General features: G+C 43.2%; 15 protein-coding genes and 1 riboswitch. Of the genes, 8 read left to right on the top strand and 7 right to left on the bottom strand.

The window, feature by feature from the left end; genetic code table 11:
• Positions 1–343: 343 nt before the first annotated feature.
• From E4K67_RS17855 to E4K67_RS17825, 7 genes are all read left to right on the top strand, one after another.
• Positions 344–886, top strand: coding sequence for a GNAT family N-acetyltransferase (locus tag E4K67_RS17855; protein WP_135549378.1), 543 nt, complete (start codon positions 344–346; stop codon positions 884–886).
• Between the two features lie 54 nt (positions 887–940).
• A riboswitch (FMN riboswitch) is annotated at positions 941–1,054 on the top strand.
• Positions 1,055–1,236: 182 nt separating this feature from the next.
• Positions 1,237–2,391: a bifunctional diaminohydroxyphosphoribosylaminopyrimidine deaminase/5-amino-6-(5-phosphoribosylamino)uracil reductase RibD gene (gene ribD / locus E4K67_RS17850; RefSeq protein WP_135549114.1), complete on the top strand. Its 1,155-nt coding sequence runs from the start codon at positions 1,237–1,239 to the stop codon at positions 2,389–2,391.
• Positions 2,392–2,470: 79 nt separating this feature from the next.
• Positions 2,471–3,124, top strand: a complete 654-nt coding sequence (locus tag E4K67_RS17845) for a riboflavin synthase (protein WP_135549112.1) — start codon at positions 2,471–2,473, stop codon at positions 3,122–3,124.
• A 45-nt stretch (positions 3,125–3,169) separates the two neighbouring features.
• Positions 3,170–4,372, top strand: coding sequence for a bifunctional 3,4-dihydroxy-2-butanone-4-phosphate synthase/GTP cyclohydrolase II (locus E4K67_RS17840; protein WP_135549110.1), 1,203 nt, complete (start codon positions 3,170–3,172; stop codon positions 4,370–4,372).
• A gap of 63 nt (positions 4,373–4,435) precedes the next feature.
• A complete protein-coding gene (gene ribH, locus E4K67_RS17835; RefSeq protein ID WP_135549109.1) occupies positions 4,436–4,897 on the top strand; it encodes a 6,7-dimethyl-8-ribityllumazine synthase in 462 nt (153 codons plus the stop codon).
• 138 nt (positions 4,898–5,035) lie between these two features.
• Positions 5,036–5,656 (top strand): sigma-70 family RNA polymerase sigma factor, encoded by a 621-nt coding sequence (locus E4K67_RS17830; RefSeq protein ID WP_135549107.1) that lies wholly within the window; start codon positions 5,036–5,038, stop codon positions 5,654–5,656.
• Positions 5,657–5,889: 233 nt separating this feature from the next.
• A complete protein-coding gene (locus E4K67_RS17825) occupies positions 5,890–6,420 on the top strand; it encodes a hypothetical protein (protein WP_135549105.1) in 531 nt (176 codons plus the stop codon).
• A 115-nt stretch (positions 6,421–6,535) separates the two neighbouring features.
• On the opposite strand, the gene E4K67_RS17820 is transcribed toward E4K67_RS17825, so the two are convergent.
• Positions 6,536–6,733 carry a spore coat protein gene (locus tag E4K67_RS17820; protein ID WP_135549103.1) on the bottom strand — a complete coding sequence of 66 codons (198 nt, stop codon included), beginning with the start codon at positions 6,731–6,733 and terminating at the stop codon, positions 6,536–6,538.
• Positions 6,734–6,749: 16 nt separating this feature from the next.
• Positions 6,750–6,959, bottom strand: a complete 210-nt coding sequence (locus E4K67_RS17815; protein ID WP_135549101.1) for a hypothetical protein — start codon at positions 6,957–6,959, stop codon at positions 6,750–6,752.
• Positions 6,960–7,193: 234 nt separating this feature from the next.
• Here E4K67_RS17815 and E4K67_RS17810 point away from each other — a divergent pair, with 234 nt between their 5' ends.
• Complete coding sequence (locus E4K67_RS17810; RefSeq protein WP_135549099.1) at positions 7,194–7,724, top strand: DivIVA domain-containing protein; 531 nt, start codon at positions 7,194–7,196, stop codon at positions 7,722–7,724.
• A 59-nt stretch (positions 7,725–7,783) separates the two neighbouring features.
• Here E4K67_RS17810 and lpdD read toward each other — a convergent pair whose 3' ends face one another.
• The 5 genes from lpdD to ilvA all read right to left on the bottom strand — a co-directional run bounded on the left by lpdD (position 7,784) and on the right by ilvA (position 14,924).
• Complete coding sequence (gene lpdD, locus E4K67_RS17805; protein ID WP_135549097.1) at positions 7,784–8,188, bottom strand: prenylated flavin chaperone LpdD; 405 nt, start codon at positions 8,186–8,188, stop codon at positions 7,784–7,786.
• Positions 8,189–8,401: 213 nt separating this feature from the next.
• The gene (clpB, locus tag E4K67_RS17800) at positions 8,402–10,999 is read right to left on the bottom strand and encodes an ATP-dependent chaperone ClpB (RefSeq protein ID WP_135549095.1); all 2,598 of its coding nucleotides are present in this window, start codon (positions 10,997–10,999) and stop codon (positions 8,402–8,404) included.
• Between the two features lie 101 nt (positions 11,000–11,100).
• Positions 11,101–12,102, bottom strand: a complete 1,002-nt coding sequence (locus tag E4K67_RS17795) for a DnaJ C-terminal domain-containing protein (protein WP_135549093.1) — start codon at positions 12,100–12,102, stop codon at positions 11,101–11,103.
• Between the two features lie 589 nt (positions 12,103–12,691).
• Positions 12,692–13,621, bottom strand: coding sequence for a diacylglycerol/lipid kinase family protein (locus E4K67_RS17790; protein ID WP_135549091.1), 930 nt, complete (start codon positions 13,619–13,621; stop codon positions 12,692–12,694).
• An 82-nt stretch (positions 13,622–13,703) separates the two neighbouring features.
• Complete coding sequence (ilvA, locus tag E4K67_RS17785) at positions 13,704–14,924, bottom strand: threonine ammonia-lyase (RefSeq protein ID WP_135549089.1); 1,221 nt, start codon at positions 14,922–14,924, stop codon at positions 13,704–13,706.
• Positions 14,925–15,060 lie beyond the last annotated feature (136 nt).

The raw sequence follows: 15,060 nt of genomic DNA, 5'->3' as shown, positions 1-15,060 counted from the left end.
GGCCCTATGACTTTTTCTAATTGAATAGGAAATTGCTGTAGTGTCTATGATGAGCTTAAAAATAATATCAAGTCCTTATACCGATTTATATAATCGTGAGATCTCAACCGCAAGTGGAGTTGGAATGATACTAGTATTCTACTTGAGTGGAGGTAGACTCCTTCTATACACCTAACTTCATAGTATGGTAAAACTTATCGTTTTACAAGTCAGCAAATCTACCTCAGAACAAGAACTATAATACAATTAATGAGTTGTATCTTTCAGTTTGATTTTATCCTAATATCAGTGCTAGAATAAGTAATCATAAACCCTACTAACTATTGCTGAGGAGTTCTTAATGATGCTAAAAGGTCAAAAGACATCTATACGCCCAATGGAAGACGATGATATTGATACAATGTACCAATGGTACAATGATCAAGAGGTGAATTTATGGTCCAGTGGGGCTTGGCCGTTGAATACGCTTCAAAGCAAAGATCAGCTTGCTGTAAAGTTTCTTGACGGATCTCCGGACATGTACCGTTATGCAATCTTGGATGAAAGCGATCTACTCATTGGGTCTATAGGTTTTAAAGATGTTAATATGCCTGGTCGATCGGCCACTCTCTATGTAGTGATTGGAGATAAAACGTATTGGGGAAAAGGCTATGGTACAGATGCCTTGATCACTTTTTCACGCTTTCTTTTTGCCCAGTGGAATTTTCATAGGATTTCGCTAGATACTTGGGATGGAAATGTTCGCGCAATTAGGGCTTATGAAAAAGTCGGTTTCAAGCTTGAAGGTCGTCAACGTGAAGCGCGTTTTGTGTTAGGTAACTATCACGACGCCATACTAATGGGTTTATTGCGTGAAGAATTCTTCTCCTTACATGGCAAATTATAGGGTTGCTAAAATCAAAAGTCTGGAGTAAACTATAATAAATTTAATAAACCGTAATATTTCCTCTGGGGTTGGGTGAGATTCCCTACCGGCGGTAAAGCCCGCGAGCCTTTTGGCAGACCCGGTGACATTCCGGGGCCGACAGTAAAGTCTGGATGAGAAGAGGAACAGGTAGAACGAGGCGTATTTACGCTTTTTTTGAGCTGTGACCTTTGACCCAAGCACCTAGAGAATACTTAGGTGTTTTTTTATTTCCTAGTTTTATGGTCCAGGTGTTCATCAAACCACTCAGTAAGTTTCCTTTATGCTTTTCGATTTTTTGGAGACGCTAATAATAAGAAAGGGATTTTTCAATGCAAACATCAAGTCCTTCCAATTCAAATGATGAAAGGTTCATGAAACGAGCGCTCGACTTAGCCATCAAGGCTATGGGGAGAACCAGTCCTAACCCACTTGTTGGCTGTGTCATCGCCAAAGATGATCAAATCGTCGGAGAAGGGTATCACCTTAAAGCCGGTACTCCTCATGCAGAAGTTCATGCTCTCGCAGATGCAGGGGAGCTGGCACGCGACGCTACTGCTTATGTTACTCTAGAACCATGTTCTCATTTTGGACGAACACCGCCCTGCGCTGAGGCGCTGATTCGTGCCGGGGTTAAACGAGTTGTAGTCGCCATGAGTGATCCAAATCCGCTTGTATCTGGCCGCGGTATTGCGCGCTTGCGCGAAATCGGCATTCAAGTGGACGTAGGTCTAATGTGTCAAGAGGCCTCCCTCATTAATGAAGTCTTTATTAAAGCAATTACGACAGGCTTGCCCTTTGTTGTCTACAAAACAGCGATGACCTTAGATGGTAAAATTGCTACTGAGACAGGAGATTCACGCTGGGTCAGTTCAGAAGGTTCTCGACAATATGTTCATCAGTTACGAGATCGGTACGATGTTATTCTCGCGGGAAGCGAAACTGTCCTAATAGATAACCCCGCTCTCACCTGCCGTCTTCCCAGTGGACGGGATCCCATTAGACTGATTGTCGATGGGAAATTACGCATCCCTGAGAATGCTCAGGTGCTCTCCTCCTCAGCTCTCAGTCCTTGTGTTATCGCTACAACTCAAGCAGCCTCTCGCGAGAAGCTAGGGCGTCTCAACCTTCTCTCTGGGGTTGAAGTGTGGCAATATGACACGCCACGACATGTCCCACTGGAAAAACTATTATGTGATCTTGTTCGTCGCGGTTGGACAAGTGTCTTACTAGAGGGCGGTGGTGGACTTGCGGGCACACTTATCAAAGAGCAATGTGTTGATAAAGTTGAGTTTTTCATTGCACCTAAGTTAGTTGGCGGAAATGGACCTTCTCCCCTTTCAGGCTTACATATCCAGCATATGTCTGATGCCCTAGAGCTTCATGATCTCCTCTTTGATATGAATTCTGGCGATCTCCATGTTACTGGGTACACGTCAAGGTCAGAAATCAAAGGTCAGATGCCAGAGGTAAGCAAAAGGAATTAAGTAACTGAGATCGTCGGTAAAATTGCGCAGATGAACTCAGATACAGCTCAGGGCTGAGATGCATTAGGGAGGTTTAACTGTGTTTACTGGAATTGTAGAAGAACTGGGTATCGTTCGAGCCCTTCGCCTTTTGCCTGACTCAGGGCAACTTACAATCGAGGGGAAAATAGTACTTAGTGGGACCCAAATCGGAGATAGCATCGCTATTAACGGCGTTTGCTTGACAGTCATTCGGCAGAGTGAGCGTGAGTTCACCGTTGATGTGATGGCCGAGACGCTGAGAAAAACCAATCTTGCTGAGCTTAAAAGTGGGAGCCCTGTCAACCTAGAACGGGCGTTACAGCTCCAAACCCGTTTAGGGGGACACTTAGTCAGTGGGCATATCGATGGTGTCGGCAACATTCGGAGGATTACCTCATGGGGAATCGCGCAAGTCTATGAAATTAGCGCACCACCGACCCTTCTATCTTATATGCTGCCAAAAGGATCCATCGCTATTGACGGAATTTCGCTAACGGTGATTGATGTAGAATCTGAGTATTTTACAGTCTCCCTTATCCCCCATACATTTGAGCAAACTACCCTGGGAATAAAGGGAATTGGTGCAAGCGTGAACTTGGAAACAGACCTTATCGGCAAGTATGTTGCTCGATTTATGGGAATAAACACAATACCAGGTAATAACAAGCCAGATCTTTCTCTAGGTTTTTTGGCGGAACACGGATTTATCTAAACTTATCTGTTACCGCTAGGTTATATAATAAAGGAGTGAAAAATCATGTCGTTTAACACGATTGAAGAAGCTTTAGAAGATATTAAACAAGGTAAAATGGTTGTAATGGCGGATGATGAGGATCGTGAAAACGAAGGGGATCTAGTCATGGCCGCTGAAATGGCAACCGCCGAATCAATTAATTTTATGGCAACCTATGGACGAGGGTTGATTTGCGTTCCAATGACCAGAGATAGAATTCATGCCTTAAAACTTGAACCGATGGTGAGCAATAACACGGATCCTCACGAAACTGCGTTTACGGTAAGTGTTGATTCTTCACAAAGTTCAACTGGGATATCCGCTTTTGAACGTGCCGAAACCGTCAAAATTCTAGTAGACCCTAACAGTAGCCCAACTGATTTACAACGTCCTGGACATATCTTCCCGCTTAAAGCTCGAGAAGGTGGAGTTTTAGTACGTGCTGGGCACACAGAAGGTGCAGTAGATTTAGCACGTCTGGCCGGCCTTCAACCAGCAGGCGTCATATGTGAGATTATGAATGAAGATGGAACCATGGCAAGAGTACCAGACTTAAAACTTTTTGTAAAAAAGCATAACCTTAAATTTATTACTCTTAAAGACCTTATTGCTTATCGCCGCCAATCTGAAAAACTTATCGAAAGAGTAGCAAGCATCAATCTTCCAACCGAATATGGAGATTTTCAGACCATTGGGTATCTCAGCATTCTCGATCAAAAAGAACACTTAGCCTTAGTCAAAGGAACAGTTGATGACGGTAAACCAGTACTCGTCCGAGTTCACTCCGAATGTTTAACTGGAGATGTTTTTCATTCTCTGCGCTGTGACTGCGGAGACCAACTTACTGCGGCATTGGAGGAAATTGAGTCTGAAGGGCGCGGTGTATTACTTTACATGCGCCAGGAAGGCCGTGGGATTGGCTTGTTAAATAAACTGAAGGCCTATAAACTTCAGGAAGAAGGAAAAGACACAGTCGAAGCCAACTTGGCTTTGGGATTTGAAGATGACTTGCGTGATTATGGTGTGGGTGCACAGATTCTGGCGGACCTTGGAATTTCTAAAGTTCGTTTAATGACTAATAATCCACGAAAAATTGTAGGTCTCGAAGGGTATGGCTTGAAAGTTGTGGAACGTGTTCCGATTGAAATACAGTCTAAGCCAGAAAATTCTGCCTATCTCTGTACCAAAAAAGTTAAAATGGGACATATCCTGACTGGAGTTAAGTGAGTAAAAAGGATCAAGTATTTCAATTTAAGTATTAAAATTAAGTAACGAAAGGGTGTATGACCTGTGAAAACTTATGAAGGAAATTTATTGGCTCATGGTCTTAAGATTGGAATTATTGCTGCGCGTTTTAATGAATTTATTACAAGCAAATTAGTGGGTGGGGCTATTGATGCCCTTCAGCGACATGGGGCACTTGAAGAAGATATTGAACTAGCCTGGGTTCCAGGAGCCTTTGAAATCCCCCTCGTGGCTCAAAAAATGGCAAGTTCTAAGCGCTATGATGCTGTGATTTGCCTTGGTGCCGTGATTCGTGGTGCCACGCCTCATTTCGATCTGGTTAGTAATGAAGTTAGTAAAGGAATTGCACATGCAGGCTTACAAACTGGTGTCCCCATAATTTTCGGGGTCTTAGCTACTGATAGTATTGAACAAGCAATTGAACGTGCTGGAACAAAAGCTGGCAATAAAGGCTTTGACGCTGCAATGACTGCGATTGAAACTGCAAACTTGCTTAAATCATTCTAATGACAATTAGATTAAACTGCTCAATAATTTAGCAATATATGGAGGAATGTCCACAAAAAACTCCTTGTCAAAAGGCATAAACTTTAATAAAATCACAGAGGTGATTGTATGTCTATTTTTGACAAGGAGTTGAGTGCCATGACTTCCAACGTAAGTACTTTAGACAAGGAAAAGTCCATGCTAGAAGCTGCGCGCTCAGGTGACGAAGAGGCACTAAATCTAATTATTCAGCACTATGAACCTGAAGTTCGCATGATTGCTTGCAAATATTTTTTACCTAGAGCCGATTATGATGACCTGATACAAGAAGGGCGCATTGCTATTTATAAGGCCGTATTGTCTTATGATACAAACTTAGAAATACCTTTTGTCCATTTTTTAAGAATGGTCATTAAACGCAAACTAATCGATATCATACGCAAGCATACTCGCCAAAAACACGTCAACTTAAATGACGCTTATTCCCTAAACAATGTGCTTTCAGACTCTGAAGAAACAAGTTTTCTCTCTCTTCTAGCAAACGCTGAGGATCCTGCTACCATGGTTATCGCAAATGATGAGGCTCAAACCATGATTCACGGCTTAAATAAAAACTTGTCCAATCTTGAGCGTCTAGTTTTTGAACATTATTTCATACAAGGATTTAAGCAACGTGAAGTTTCTGAACGGCTTGGACTACCGCCAAAGTCTTTAGATAACGCGATCCAGCGGATTAAGAGGAAAACTCTACAGTATCGATCACGCCAACTGGCAGGTTAATCACATTTTCTAGGGAATATCTGAGATTCGAATATCGCTCATTTAGCATGTGGACGGGTTTCAACTTACTTCATATAGAGCTTATAACTCCGCATGAAGTAAGTTTGCTTTATCCAATCGCTACAAGTGGGAGTGCTATTTTGCACTTTGCTTCGATAGAAGTAGACTCTCCCACGCTTGATCTTCAACTTTAGTTGAACGAGTTCACTCGCACTTACTTAGGAGGAGAGCCGATGCTTTCGTTTTCAAGTTTTGTTTTTTCCTGTCGAATGCGACTGTTAAAATTGAAAAATCATAAATTTGTTGTTATTCTAAGCATTTTACTTATAGTAGCCCTCTCTATTTGGGGACCACCAGCCTACAAAGAGAGTTGGCTTGATCCTTTCAGTACACTCAATGTTCCCAATCGAGAACTTCATCCTCATGCGATTAACAAGCTTGGAATGATCAATTCAGATGATCCGTTTCATTCTTTATACTACACAAACGAAGACAAAATACGGGAGTTGATGCGCAACTTACAACGTGCAACTCGCCTGTCAGCCTCAGAACAAACCTTACTTGACTTAGAGAATCAAAAGGTACAGTATTTTACGTTACATAGGGATCCTTCTAGCTACCATGAAGAGGAAGATTTTGCTTTACAATACTATCCAGAAAAAGGTATTGTCCATTTTCATCAACTTTTCTTTCGAATTAATGAGGCTTCAATCTATAATCTCACCCAAATATCAAGTGAGATGACCACCGGATGGTGGAAGTAAATAAAGAACCGAGAACATTCTTATGTGTTCTCGGTTCTTTATTTTAAGTTCTCTTTTAAGTAGCCAGAAACTGACGTTTATATACTTTTTGGAATGTCCCACTAGCTATGCTATGCTATGCTATACCACCACTTTGATTAATTAGCTTGCTAACCTTATTATGAGCATTGGTTGCCTCATTTGCCAAGTGTAAGTAAATACTTCTCAGATCACCATGATGGGCTCGAGTGGCAAGTGTCATGTATCCCATTGCAGCACCTGCGGCGTCCTTTTCATAATCATAAAGCATATCTAGGTCTGTAAATTGACTCATTTCCAAAGCCCCCTTTCTATTGTAGTTCGGCCATTCCTTTGTTAAAATACCCTAACACATCTTCTAAGCCCTTAGCTTGTTCTTTAAAAAATCCTTTTACCGCTGGATCTTTAGCCATTTCAGTATACATTTGGCATTTTTTCATGACAGTTTCATTTTCAATAATACTTCGAGTTAGCATACCTTGGTCTAGGATTTTCTTCATTTCCATCTCATTTAGCTGCATCTGTATCCCTCCTTTTATTAAGAAAACCAATTTTTAATAACATTTTCAGGATGTGTAGAAAGACCGTAAATTATTCACTGTCTTGAAAAATATATCTAACATATTGAAGTACTAGGTCAAAATGGCACTTCCCGAGATGGACAAGAAATGATACATTATAATTATTAATTATAATGTATCATTGTCTTGGGTTGTTGAGTTGTTGAGGAATGTGAAAAAAGGAGGCTTTAGAATTTGGAAACGCCAGACTTTAAGCGAGTTATTCGTGGGTATGATCCAGAAGCTGTCGACCAAGCGTGGGCAGAAACGGACCGTCAGTTATCTGAAGCCAATGCTGCGCACAAAGAGCTGCGCTTACAGATTAATAGCTTAAGAGAACAAAACGCCGAATCTGGCAATCGCCTAAAGAACTATGAGCAAATGGAAAAAGACCTCCGGGATGCCCTACTGAGTGCTCAGCGTATTGCAAATCAAGTAAAAAACGAAGCTAGTAAACAAGCGGACGAACTTATACAGTCCGCCCGCAATGAAAGTGAAACGTTGCTTAGTGAAGCAACACGCATTTCCGAATCGATGGAACTTGACGTAGAAACTAAGCTCATTGAAAAGCGAATGGAAGTCCTTCAACTTGAACAGCAAATTAAAAGCTTTGCCGATCAAAAGGCTCAACTTCAAACACAGGTGGATCAGGCTATTCGTTATTTAGAAATGGCCAAAGAAGTGTTTATATTCGATATTCCTTCCAACGCTGATCAACAAGTTTAACTGTGAGGTTTCAACAAAATCACGTAAATTTGTGTGCCCAGTTTCACCTCATAATATAGTTAATCCTTGGAGTTAAATGAAGCTAGAGCGGCTTGAGTCAAGGTAGCGCAATGAAGGACAATTTGACCCAATTCCTCAGGGTTAAGGTTATCAGAATGAATTCCTGCTGTTACAACGACAGAGCATTGGAGTTCACGGGCCAATGTATCGGCAACCGTCCGAGCGACGTCGACATCTTTATGCCCAGGAACTGGCGTGATGAAGATATCGGCACTCCACCCTTTACCACTGAGACTTGGGCGTGGAAGGGCCAGAACAACGCCGCCGACATGGGGTTTTCCCCCGCCTGTCAAAAGTCCATTAATTCCGTTCCCAGTATCCATGAGGATTAATGAAATTTGGCAACGTCCCTCCCCTTCTTGTCCTTGCCAAATGGGGAAATTAATCAGTTTATTATATGGCACGTGCTTTGTCCTCACTTTACCAATTTAACATTAGGTATCTACATTATACATTTTGCAGTGAATATTTGCCAAATTTTAAGTGAACTCATTCAACTAACTTATGAACTTGGCTTTTTCGGTTTTGATTTTTAAAAAGAGAGAGTCTGGGATCTGATCCCAGCTCTCTCTTTGGTCAAGTGAACTTGTTCAATAAGCGACGAAATTAGTATTTGCTTAGTCTTTTTGAGGAGAAAAGGAATAACTGCCCAAATCATCAACATCTACCAGGAGATGTTGCCCTTCCTTAAATTCTCCTTGTAGAAGTTTAAGGGCCAAGGGGTTTTGGAGACGTTGCTGAATCACACGTTTGAGTGGCCTTGCTCCATAAACGGGATCATAGCCCTCATTCGCAATATATTCACGTGCCTTAGCCGTCAATTCAAACGTAAGTTTGCGATCTCTTAAACGCTTACGCAACAAACCAAGCTGAATTTCCACGATTTGCCCAATGTGCTCGCGCCCTAGAGGGTGGAAAATGATAACTTCATCAAGGCGGTTAAGAAATTCTGGCCTGAAGTGGTGCCTTAGTTCTTCATTAATGCTAGATCGGACTTCTTCTAAAGATGCTTTACGTTGAGTTAATTGCTGAATAGACGGGCTTGCAATATTACTGGTTAATATCACCACCGTATTTTTGAAGTTAACTATACGACCCTGCCCATCTGTCAGGCGTCCATCGTCTAAGAGTTGTAAGAGTACATTCGTAACGTCACTATGAGCTTTCTCTATTTCGTCAAAGAGGATTACACTGTAAGGTTTGCGGCGAACGGCTTCTGTAAGTTGTCCGCCTTCTTCATATCCCACATAACCAGGAGGTGCTCCAATAAGGCGAGAAACGGTGTGCTTTTCCATATACTCCGACATATCAATTCGAACCATAGCTTGTTCGTCATCGAAGAGAAACTCCGCCAAAGCTCTGGCCAACTCCGTCTTCCCGACGCCCGTTGGACCAAGAAAGAGGAACGATCCCAGAGGCCGATTCGGGTCTTGTAGCCCAGCACGTGCCCTGCGTACAGCATCTGCAACGGCTCGGACAGCTTCTTCTTGACCAATGACTCTTTGATGGATTCGCTCTTCCATGTGGATTAACTTTGCCATTTCGCTCTCCATAAGTTTGGAGACGGGAACATGGGTCCAGGTTGCCACAATTTCGGCGATATCTTGTTCGACCACTTCTTGTTTTAAGATAGTATTTTGCTTAGCTTGTAGCGTTTGCTCAGCAGTTTTAAGATCCTTTTCTAAATTTGGGATTATGCCATACTGGAGCTCGGCAGCCTTATTATAATCCAATTGTTGCTGTGCTTGCTCCATAAGATTTCGCGAACGGTCGACTTCTTCTTTGAGTTGTTGAATTCGCGCCAAAACTTCCCTTTCCCCTTGTAATTGGGCATCCAAACCGGAACGCTCTTCTTTGAGATTGGCCAACTCTTCTTCGATCTTTGCTAACCGATCTTTACTGGCTTCATCCTTTTCTTTCTTTAGGGCTTCCCGTTCAATTTCAAGTTGCATCATTCGGCGTTTGATCTGATCTAACTCATAGGGATCACTGGTGATTTCCATGCGCATACGGGCTCCTGCTTCATCAATCAAGTCAATCGCTTTGTCCGGTAGAAAACGATCGCTAATATAGCGATCGGAGAGCACTGCAGCAGCAATGATTGCTCCGTCTGTAATTCGTACGCCATGATGGGTTTCATATCGTTCTTTGAGTCCACGCAAAATTGAGATAGTATCCTCTACGCTTGGTGCCTCGACCATAATTGGCTGGAAGCGTCGTTCAAGGGCAGCATCTTTCTCTATGTGCTTACGATATTCTGAGAGTGTAGTCGCCCCAAGCATACTTAATTCGCCACGGGCCAGCATTGGTTTTAGCATATTACTGGCATCCATTGCTCCTTCAGCAGCACCGGCTCCTACGACGGTATGCAATTCGTCAATAAATAAAATAACATCATCTCGGTCTTGGATTTCTTTAAGCACTGCTTTCAAGCGTTCTTCGAACTCTCCGCGGTACTTAGCCCCCGCAATTAAGGTTCCCATATCGAGAGAAATAACTTGTTTATCTTTAATTGCCTCAGGGACATCTCCCCGAACAATCCGTTGAGCTAAACCTTCGACAATCGCTGTTTTACCGACCCCAGGCTCCCCGATCAGGACAGGGTTATTTTTTGTGCGTCGGGATAGAGTCTGGATTACCCTGCGGATTTCTTCATCCCTGCCTATGACTGGATCAAGACGCCCTCGCCTCGCTTGCTCCACGAGGTTGAGTCCGTACTGCTCTAGGGCTGCATAGGTCCCTTCAGGATTGGCACTCGTAACACGTTGGGTTCCCCTGACTTCACGTAGGGCCTGAAGCAATTTTTCTCGGGTAAGCCCAGCTTGTTTTAGGATTTGTTCAGTAGCCCCCCCGGCTTTTTCAAAAAGCGCAATAAGAAGATGTTCAGTGCTTACGTACTCATCGCCAAAAGAGATCATTTCATCATGAGCCGCTACTAAAACAGTCCTCAAGCGGGGTGAAATACCAATTTGTACGTTTCCACCGCTAATGCGTGGAAAACGGTTGATCTCCTGTCGAATGTTTTGGATCAGGACGCCAACTGTTATATTCATTTTCGTCAGTACTTGGGGAACGACACCATCCCCTTGCTCTAAAAGGGTGAGCAATAGATGCTCAGGCTCCACCTGGCTGTTTCCGTTACGTTCCGCCATATTTTGGGCATTAGAGATCGCTTCCTGTGATTTCTGGGTAAATCGGTTGGTATCAAAAGACAAATTCGCTCACTCCTTTTTAAGTTGGGTCATGTCTTCTCACTACTTACTGAATAGACATTAGCTACTGTTGTTATTTGAACGCGTAAATGCTAATAGATCTATTAATGTTCTTTAGTCACTTCGATAGTCCCTCTTGTATCTGCTAGACCGCGAAGTGTCTCAAGCTCTTGGGTACTAATGTTTTCCGGTAAAACGATGGATAATTCTACAAAGAGATCCCCATATTGGAGGGGATTTTCTAAATTTGGCAACCCTTTTCCTTTTAGACGAAATTTCTTACCACCCTGGGAAAGCGTTGGTATTTTAAGACTGACTTCCCCGCCAAAAGTCAGGATACTAGCCTCGCCACCTAAAATTGCCTTGTAGAAGTCAATCGGCAATTTCACCCTCAGATCATCTCCATCTCGGACAAAGCGAGCATGGGGACTTACTGTGATATTCAAATAGAGATTTCCACCGGGTCCGCCCGAAATCCCAGGACCGCCTTGACCTGTAAGCCGCACCTTAGAACCAGTGCGTACCCCTTTCGGGATTTTAGCTTCGATTTGTTTTTCCCCAGTACGGATGAGGCGTGTCGTTCCATTATAAGTTTCTTCGAGGGTTACTTGTACATCAACTTCATGATCTTGACCTGCGCGAGCACGCCTTACATTTGAGCCACCGCTGAAGCCATGACTTTGACCGCCAACCCCTCCGAAGAGCGTAGAGAAGAAATCAGAGTATCCATCCCCTCCAAAACCGCCAGCTCTTCCTGAGCCACCGAACATTTCTGCAAAATCTTCTTGGGACATAGTGTGGCCCTGACTTCCACCACCCCCTCCAGGATTAGACTGCCAACGGTCCCAATTGTAATCTCCACGTCCTCCGCGAGACTTCCATTGTTGATAGTCCTGCCGAAGTTCATCATATTTGCGTCGTTTCTCTGGATCGCTGATTGCTTGATAAGCTTCCATAGCGTCCTTAAACTTTGCTTCAGCTGCTTTATCCCCTGGATTAACATCTGGGTGGTATTTTTTTGCTAACTTTTGATAAGCTTTTTTTATTGTTTTTTCATCCGCGTCTGGTGATACACCGAGACCGACATAATAATCTTTAAAATCCATTCTCTCACCTCGTATATTAATGTGCTCTTTTTAGTCGTCGTGTTTTCTACTTATTGTTGCAATTATTGTTCTCTCTATTATACCTTGACATATATTGGAGTATTATTTTCCTTGACAAGTAAATTATATCCTTTTTTGTTGCGAAGGTCAATAATGGTCAGACATTTTTTTAGAACAACTTAGCGTTACAACACTCACCCTGTGATGTCGTGGGCCAAACTAGGGCTCAAGCGGTTTATGCTAGAGGTCGGGGTACCCGCCATATGCGCCATCCTTGGCGCAATGACGGCTGAACATGTCCTGTGTTCCGCTGATACATGCATCGCTTGAGCCGAGTTTGGCCTCCACTCTATCAGAGAGGTTTCCTTTTGTAAGCGATAAATTCCGGGCTAGGAACGCAGGGAACGGACGTTTCCCGCCAGCATCGAGGCAAGGACGCTCGTTTGCCGGGAACCCCGCCTCTTGCATATAGATTATAAGCCCTAGTTTGGCACGAGGAACGCGTGGCCGAGGGATGTGTCTCGCGAACCCTCGCTTTAATTAAGAAGTAGCTTACAAGAGTTTGTAAGCTACTTCTTGAATTTACACCTTATCCCCATAGACAAAGGGCTTGGGGATGAAGGCTGAATTTGAGTGGTGCTTGGCCTGGTTGTTCGCCATCGATATCAAGCAGTGCTTTTTCAATGGAAGTGATGACTACGGATCGGCCACGATGTACTGTGACGCCGGGGATTTCGAGATGTGTTCCTTTATATAGTTTGGGTAGATGTCGCAAGAGCATCAGTTTAGAAAAGTCGCCCAAGATGACTACATCAAATAGCCCATCATCCAGTTCTGCATGGGGGGCAATCATCATTCCCCCACCGATATACCGGCCGTTGGCCACCATGATACTGTTTAGGCGTCCTTCAAAGACCAGTTTTCCATCGATTTTGCAGCTCATAAATTTATTACGATAACGAAGAATACTTAAAACTGAACCAATTAGGAAGGAAACTTTCCCCCCCAACAGTTTGCTTTGCTTATTGACGCGAGCGACAGTCTCTCCTCCTAGGCCGACATCAGCGACATTGAGAAAATAGCGCTGAGTCTGTTGTCCTTGTTCATCTTGAAAGAGAACTTCGCCAACATCAATTAAGCGTTTATGGCCTCGCCCTAAGGTGTCCAAAAAGCTCTCAATCCCTCTCGATATCAGCAATGTCCGAATCAAGTCCCCTCCAGTACCATGAGAAAAAAGGGCAAGTTCAGCTTCCGGATTAATCAGTTGACCGTTTGAAAAAAAACCATTAACAACTTCATTCATGGTCCCGTCTCCTCCAACAGCCATGATATGAGTGTAGCCCTCCTTCAATTTTCTTTGCGTAATTCGTGTTGCGTCTCCAGGCTCGGTTGTATACGCAAAATCAAGGCGATATCCGCCTTTAATTAGTCGTTTTGAATACTCAGGCCACCGTTTCTTCGTGTTGCCATTGGCAGATTGCGGATTGACGATGGCAAACCAGCTGTCGTTTTCTAACATTGAGAAACTCCCTTTTGTTGTAGATCCTCCGCGTCGAGAATAAGAAACGCGGCTTCTAGCTTATCAAGGGAGAATTCGACATTTAGTGTCTAATATCCTTTTGAAAAGGATATCCTGCTTCACGAATACTTTGTAAGACTTTTTCCTGATGTTCGTAATTCAGTGTCTCCAATGTCATCGTGACACGCGCATAACGAAGAGGCACGCTTAAATCATATCGCACTTGCTCCACTGTAAGTACATTAGCCCGTTCCTTCGCTATGAGGATCAGTAATTTTTCCAAATTCCCAGGCCTATCGGGTAAAATAGTTCGAAAGACCATTGACCGCCCATTTGTCAGTAATCCTCGTTCAATAATTTGTGCTAAAAAGTTGACATCGATGTTACCGCCACTGATGACTAAGACAGTCTTTTGCTTAGTTATATCAACTTTCGCGTTCAGTGCCGCTGCGAGAGCAACTGAACCTGCTCCTTCTGCAATACTTTTTGCCCTTTCCATGAGGGAAAGGATGGCTGCACTTATTTCATCTTCTGTTACTGTGACAATGTCATCCACCCATTGTTTAATATGGTCAAAGGTGAGATCTCCAGCACGTTTGACTGCGATCCCATCCGCTAATGTATTTGCTGTATCTATTAATATCGGATGACCGCTCCGCAAGGCTTCGGACATAGACGCTGCTTCCGCTGCCTGAATACCGATAACACGCACCTTAGGTCTTAAGCTTTTAATTGCCACAGCAATACCTGAAATTAAGCCTCCTCCTCCGACTGGAACAAGAACCGTGTCAACGTCTGGAAGATCTTCGAGGATTTCTAAACCTATGGTACCTTGACCAGCCATTACATCGAGGTCATCAAATGGGTGGATAAAAGTGGCACCAGTGACTGCTTGAATTTCTTTAGCCTTCTCATAGGCATCGTCGTACACGTTGCCATATAAAATTACGTTCGCTCCATACCCCCTTGTTGCATCAATCTTTGCAATTGGTGCACTTTCAGGCATCACGATTGTGGCAGGTATACCACCTCTTGACGCAGCCAAAGCCACCCCTTGAGCGTGATTACCCGCGGAAGAAGCTATCACACCATATTTTTTCTCAAGTGATGTAAGTTTTGATATTTTATTGGCCGCACCTCGCACCTTGAACGATCCTGTTTTTTGCATATTCTCAAGTTTCAGATAAATTTCAGAATTTGTCATTTTACTATACGTTTGAGAATGATCTAAAGGGGTTCGTTGAATATATGATCCAATGTTCGCTTGCGCCTCTTGAACATTCATTAAGGTTAAATTCTCCATTGTTTATTACCCCTACTCTCGCTGATTTGATGGAAGATATGATACATCTAACAAATGTTAAGCTAGTATTTACCCTAGGCGATCTGTTTATCCTTCCAGCTTAGCAAAGCCTAGCTTGTCATTCACTACAACAGTT

Origin of the sequence: Desulfosporosinus fructosivorans (assembly GCF_004766045.1) — a bacterium.
GTDB lineage: Bacteria > Bacillota > Desulfitobacteriia > Desulfitobacteriales > Desulfitobacteriaceae > Desulfosporosinus > Desulfosporosinus fructosivorans.
Note: the sequence above shows the minus strand (reverse complement) of the source record. Positions and strands in the feature narration are given on the sequence as shown.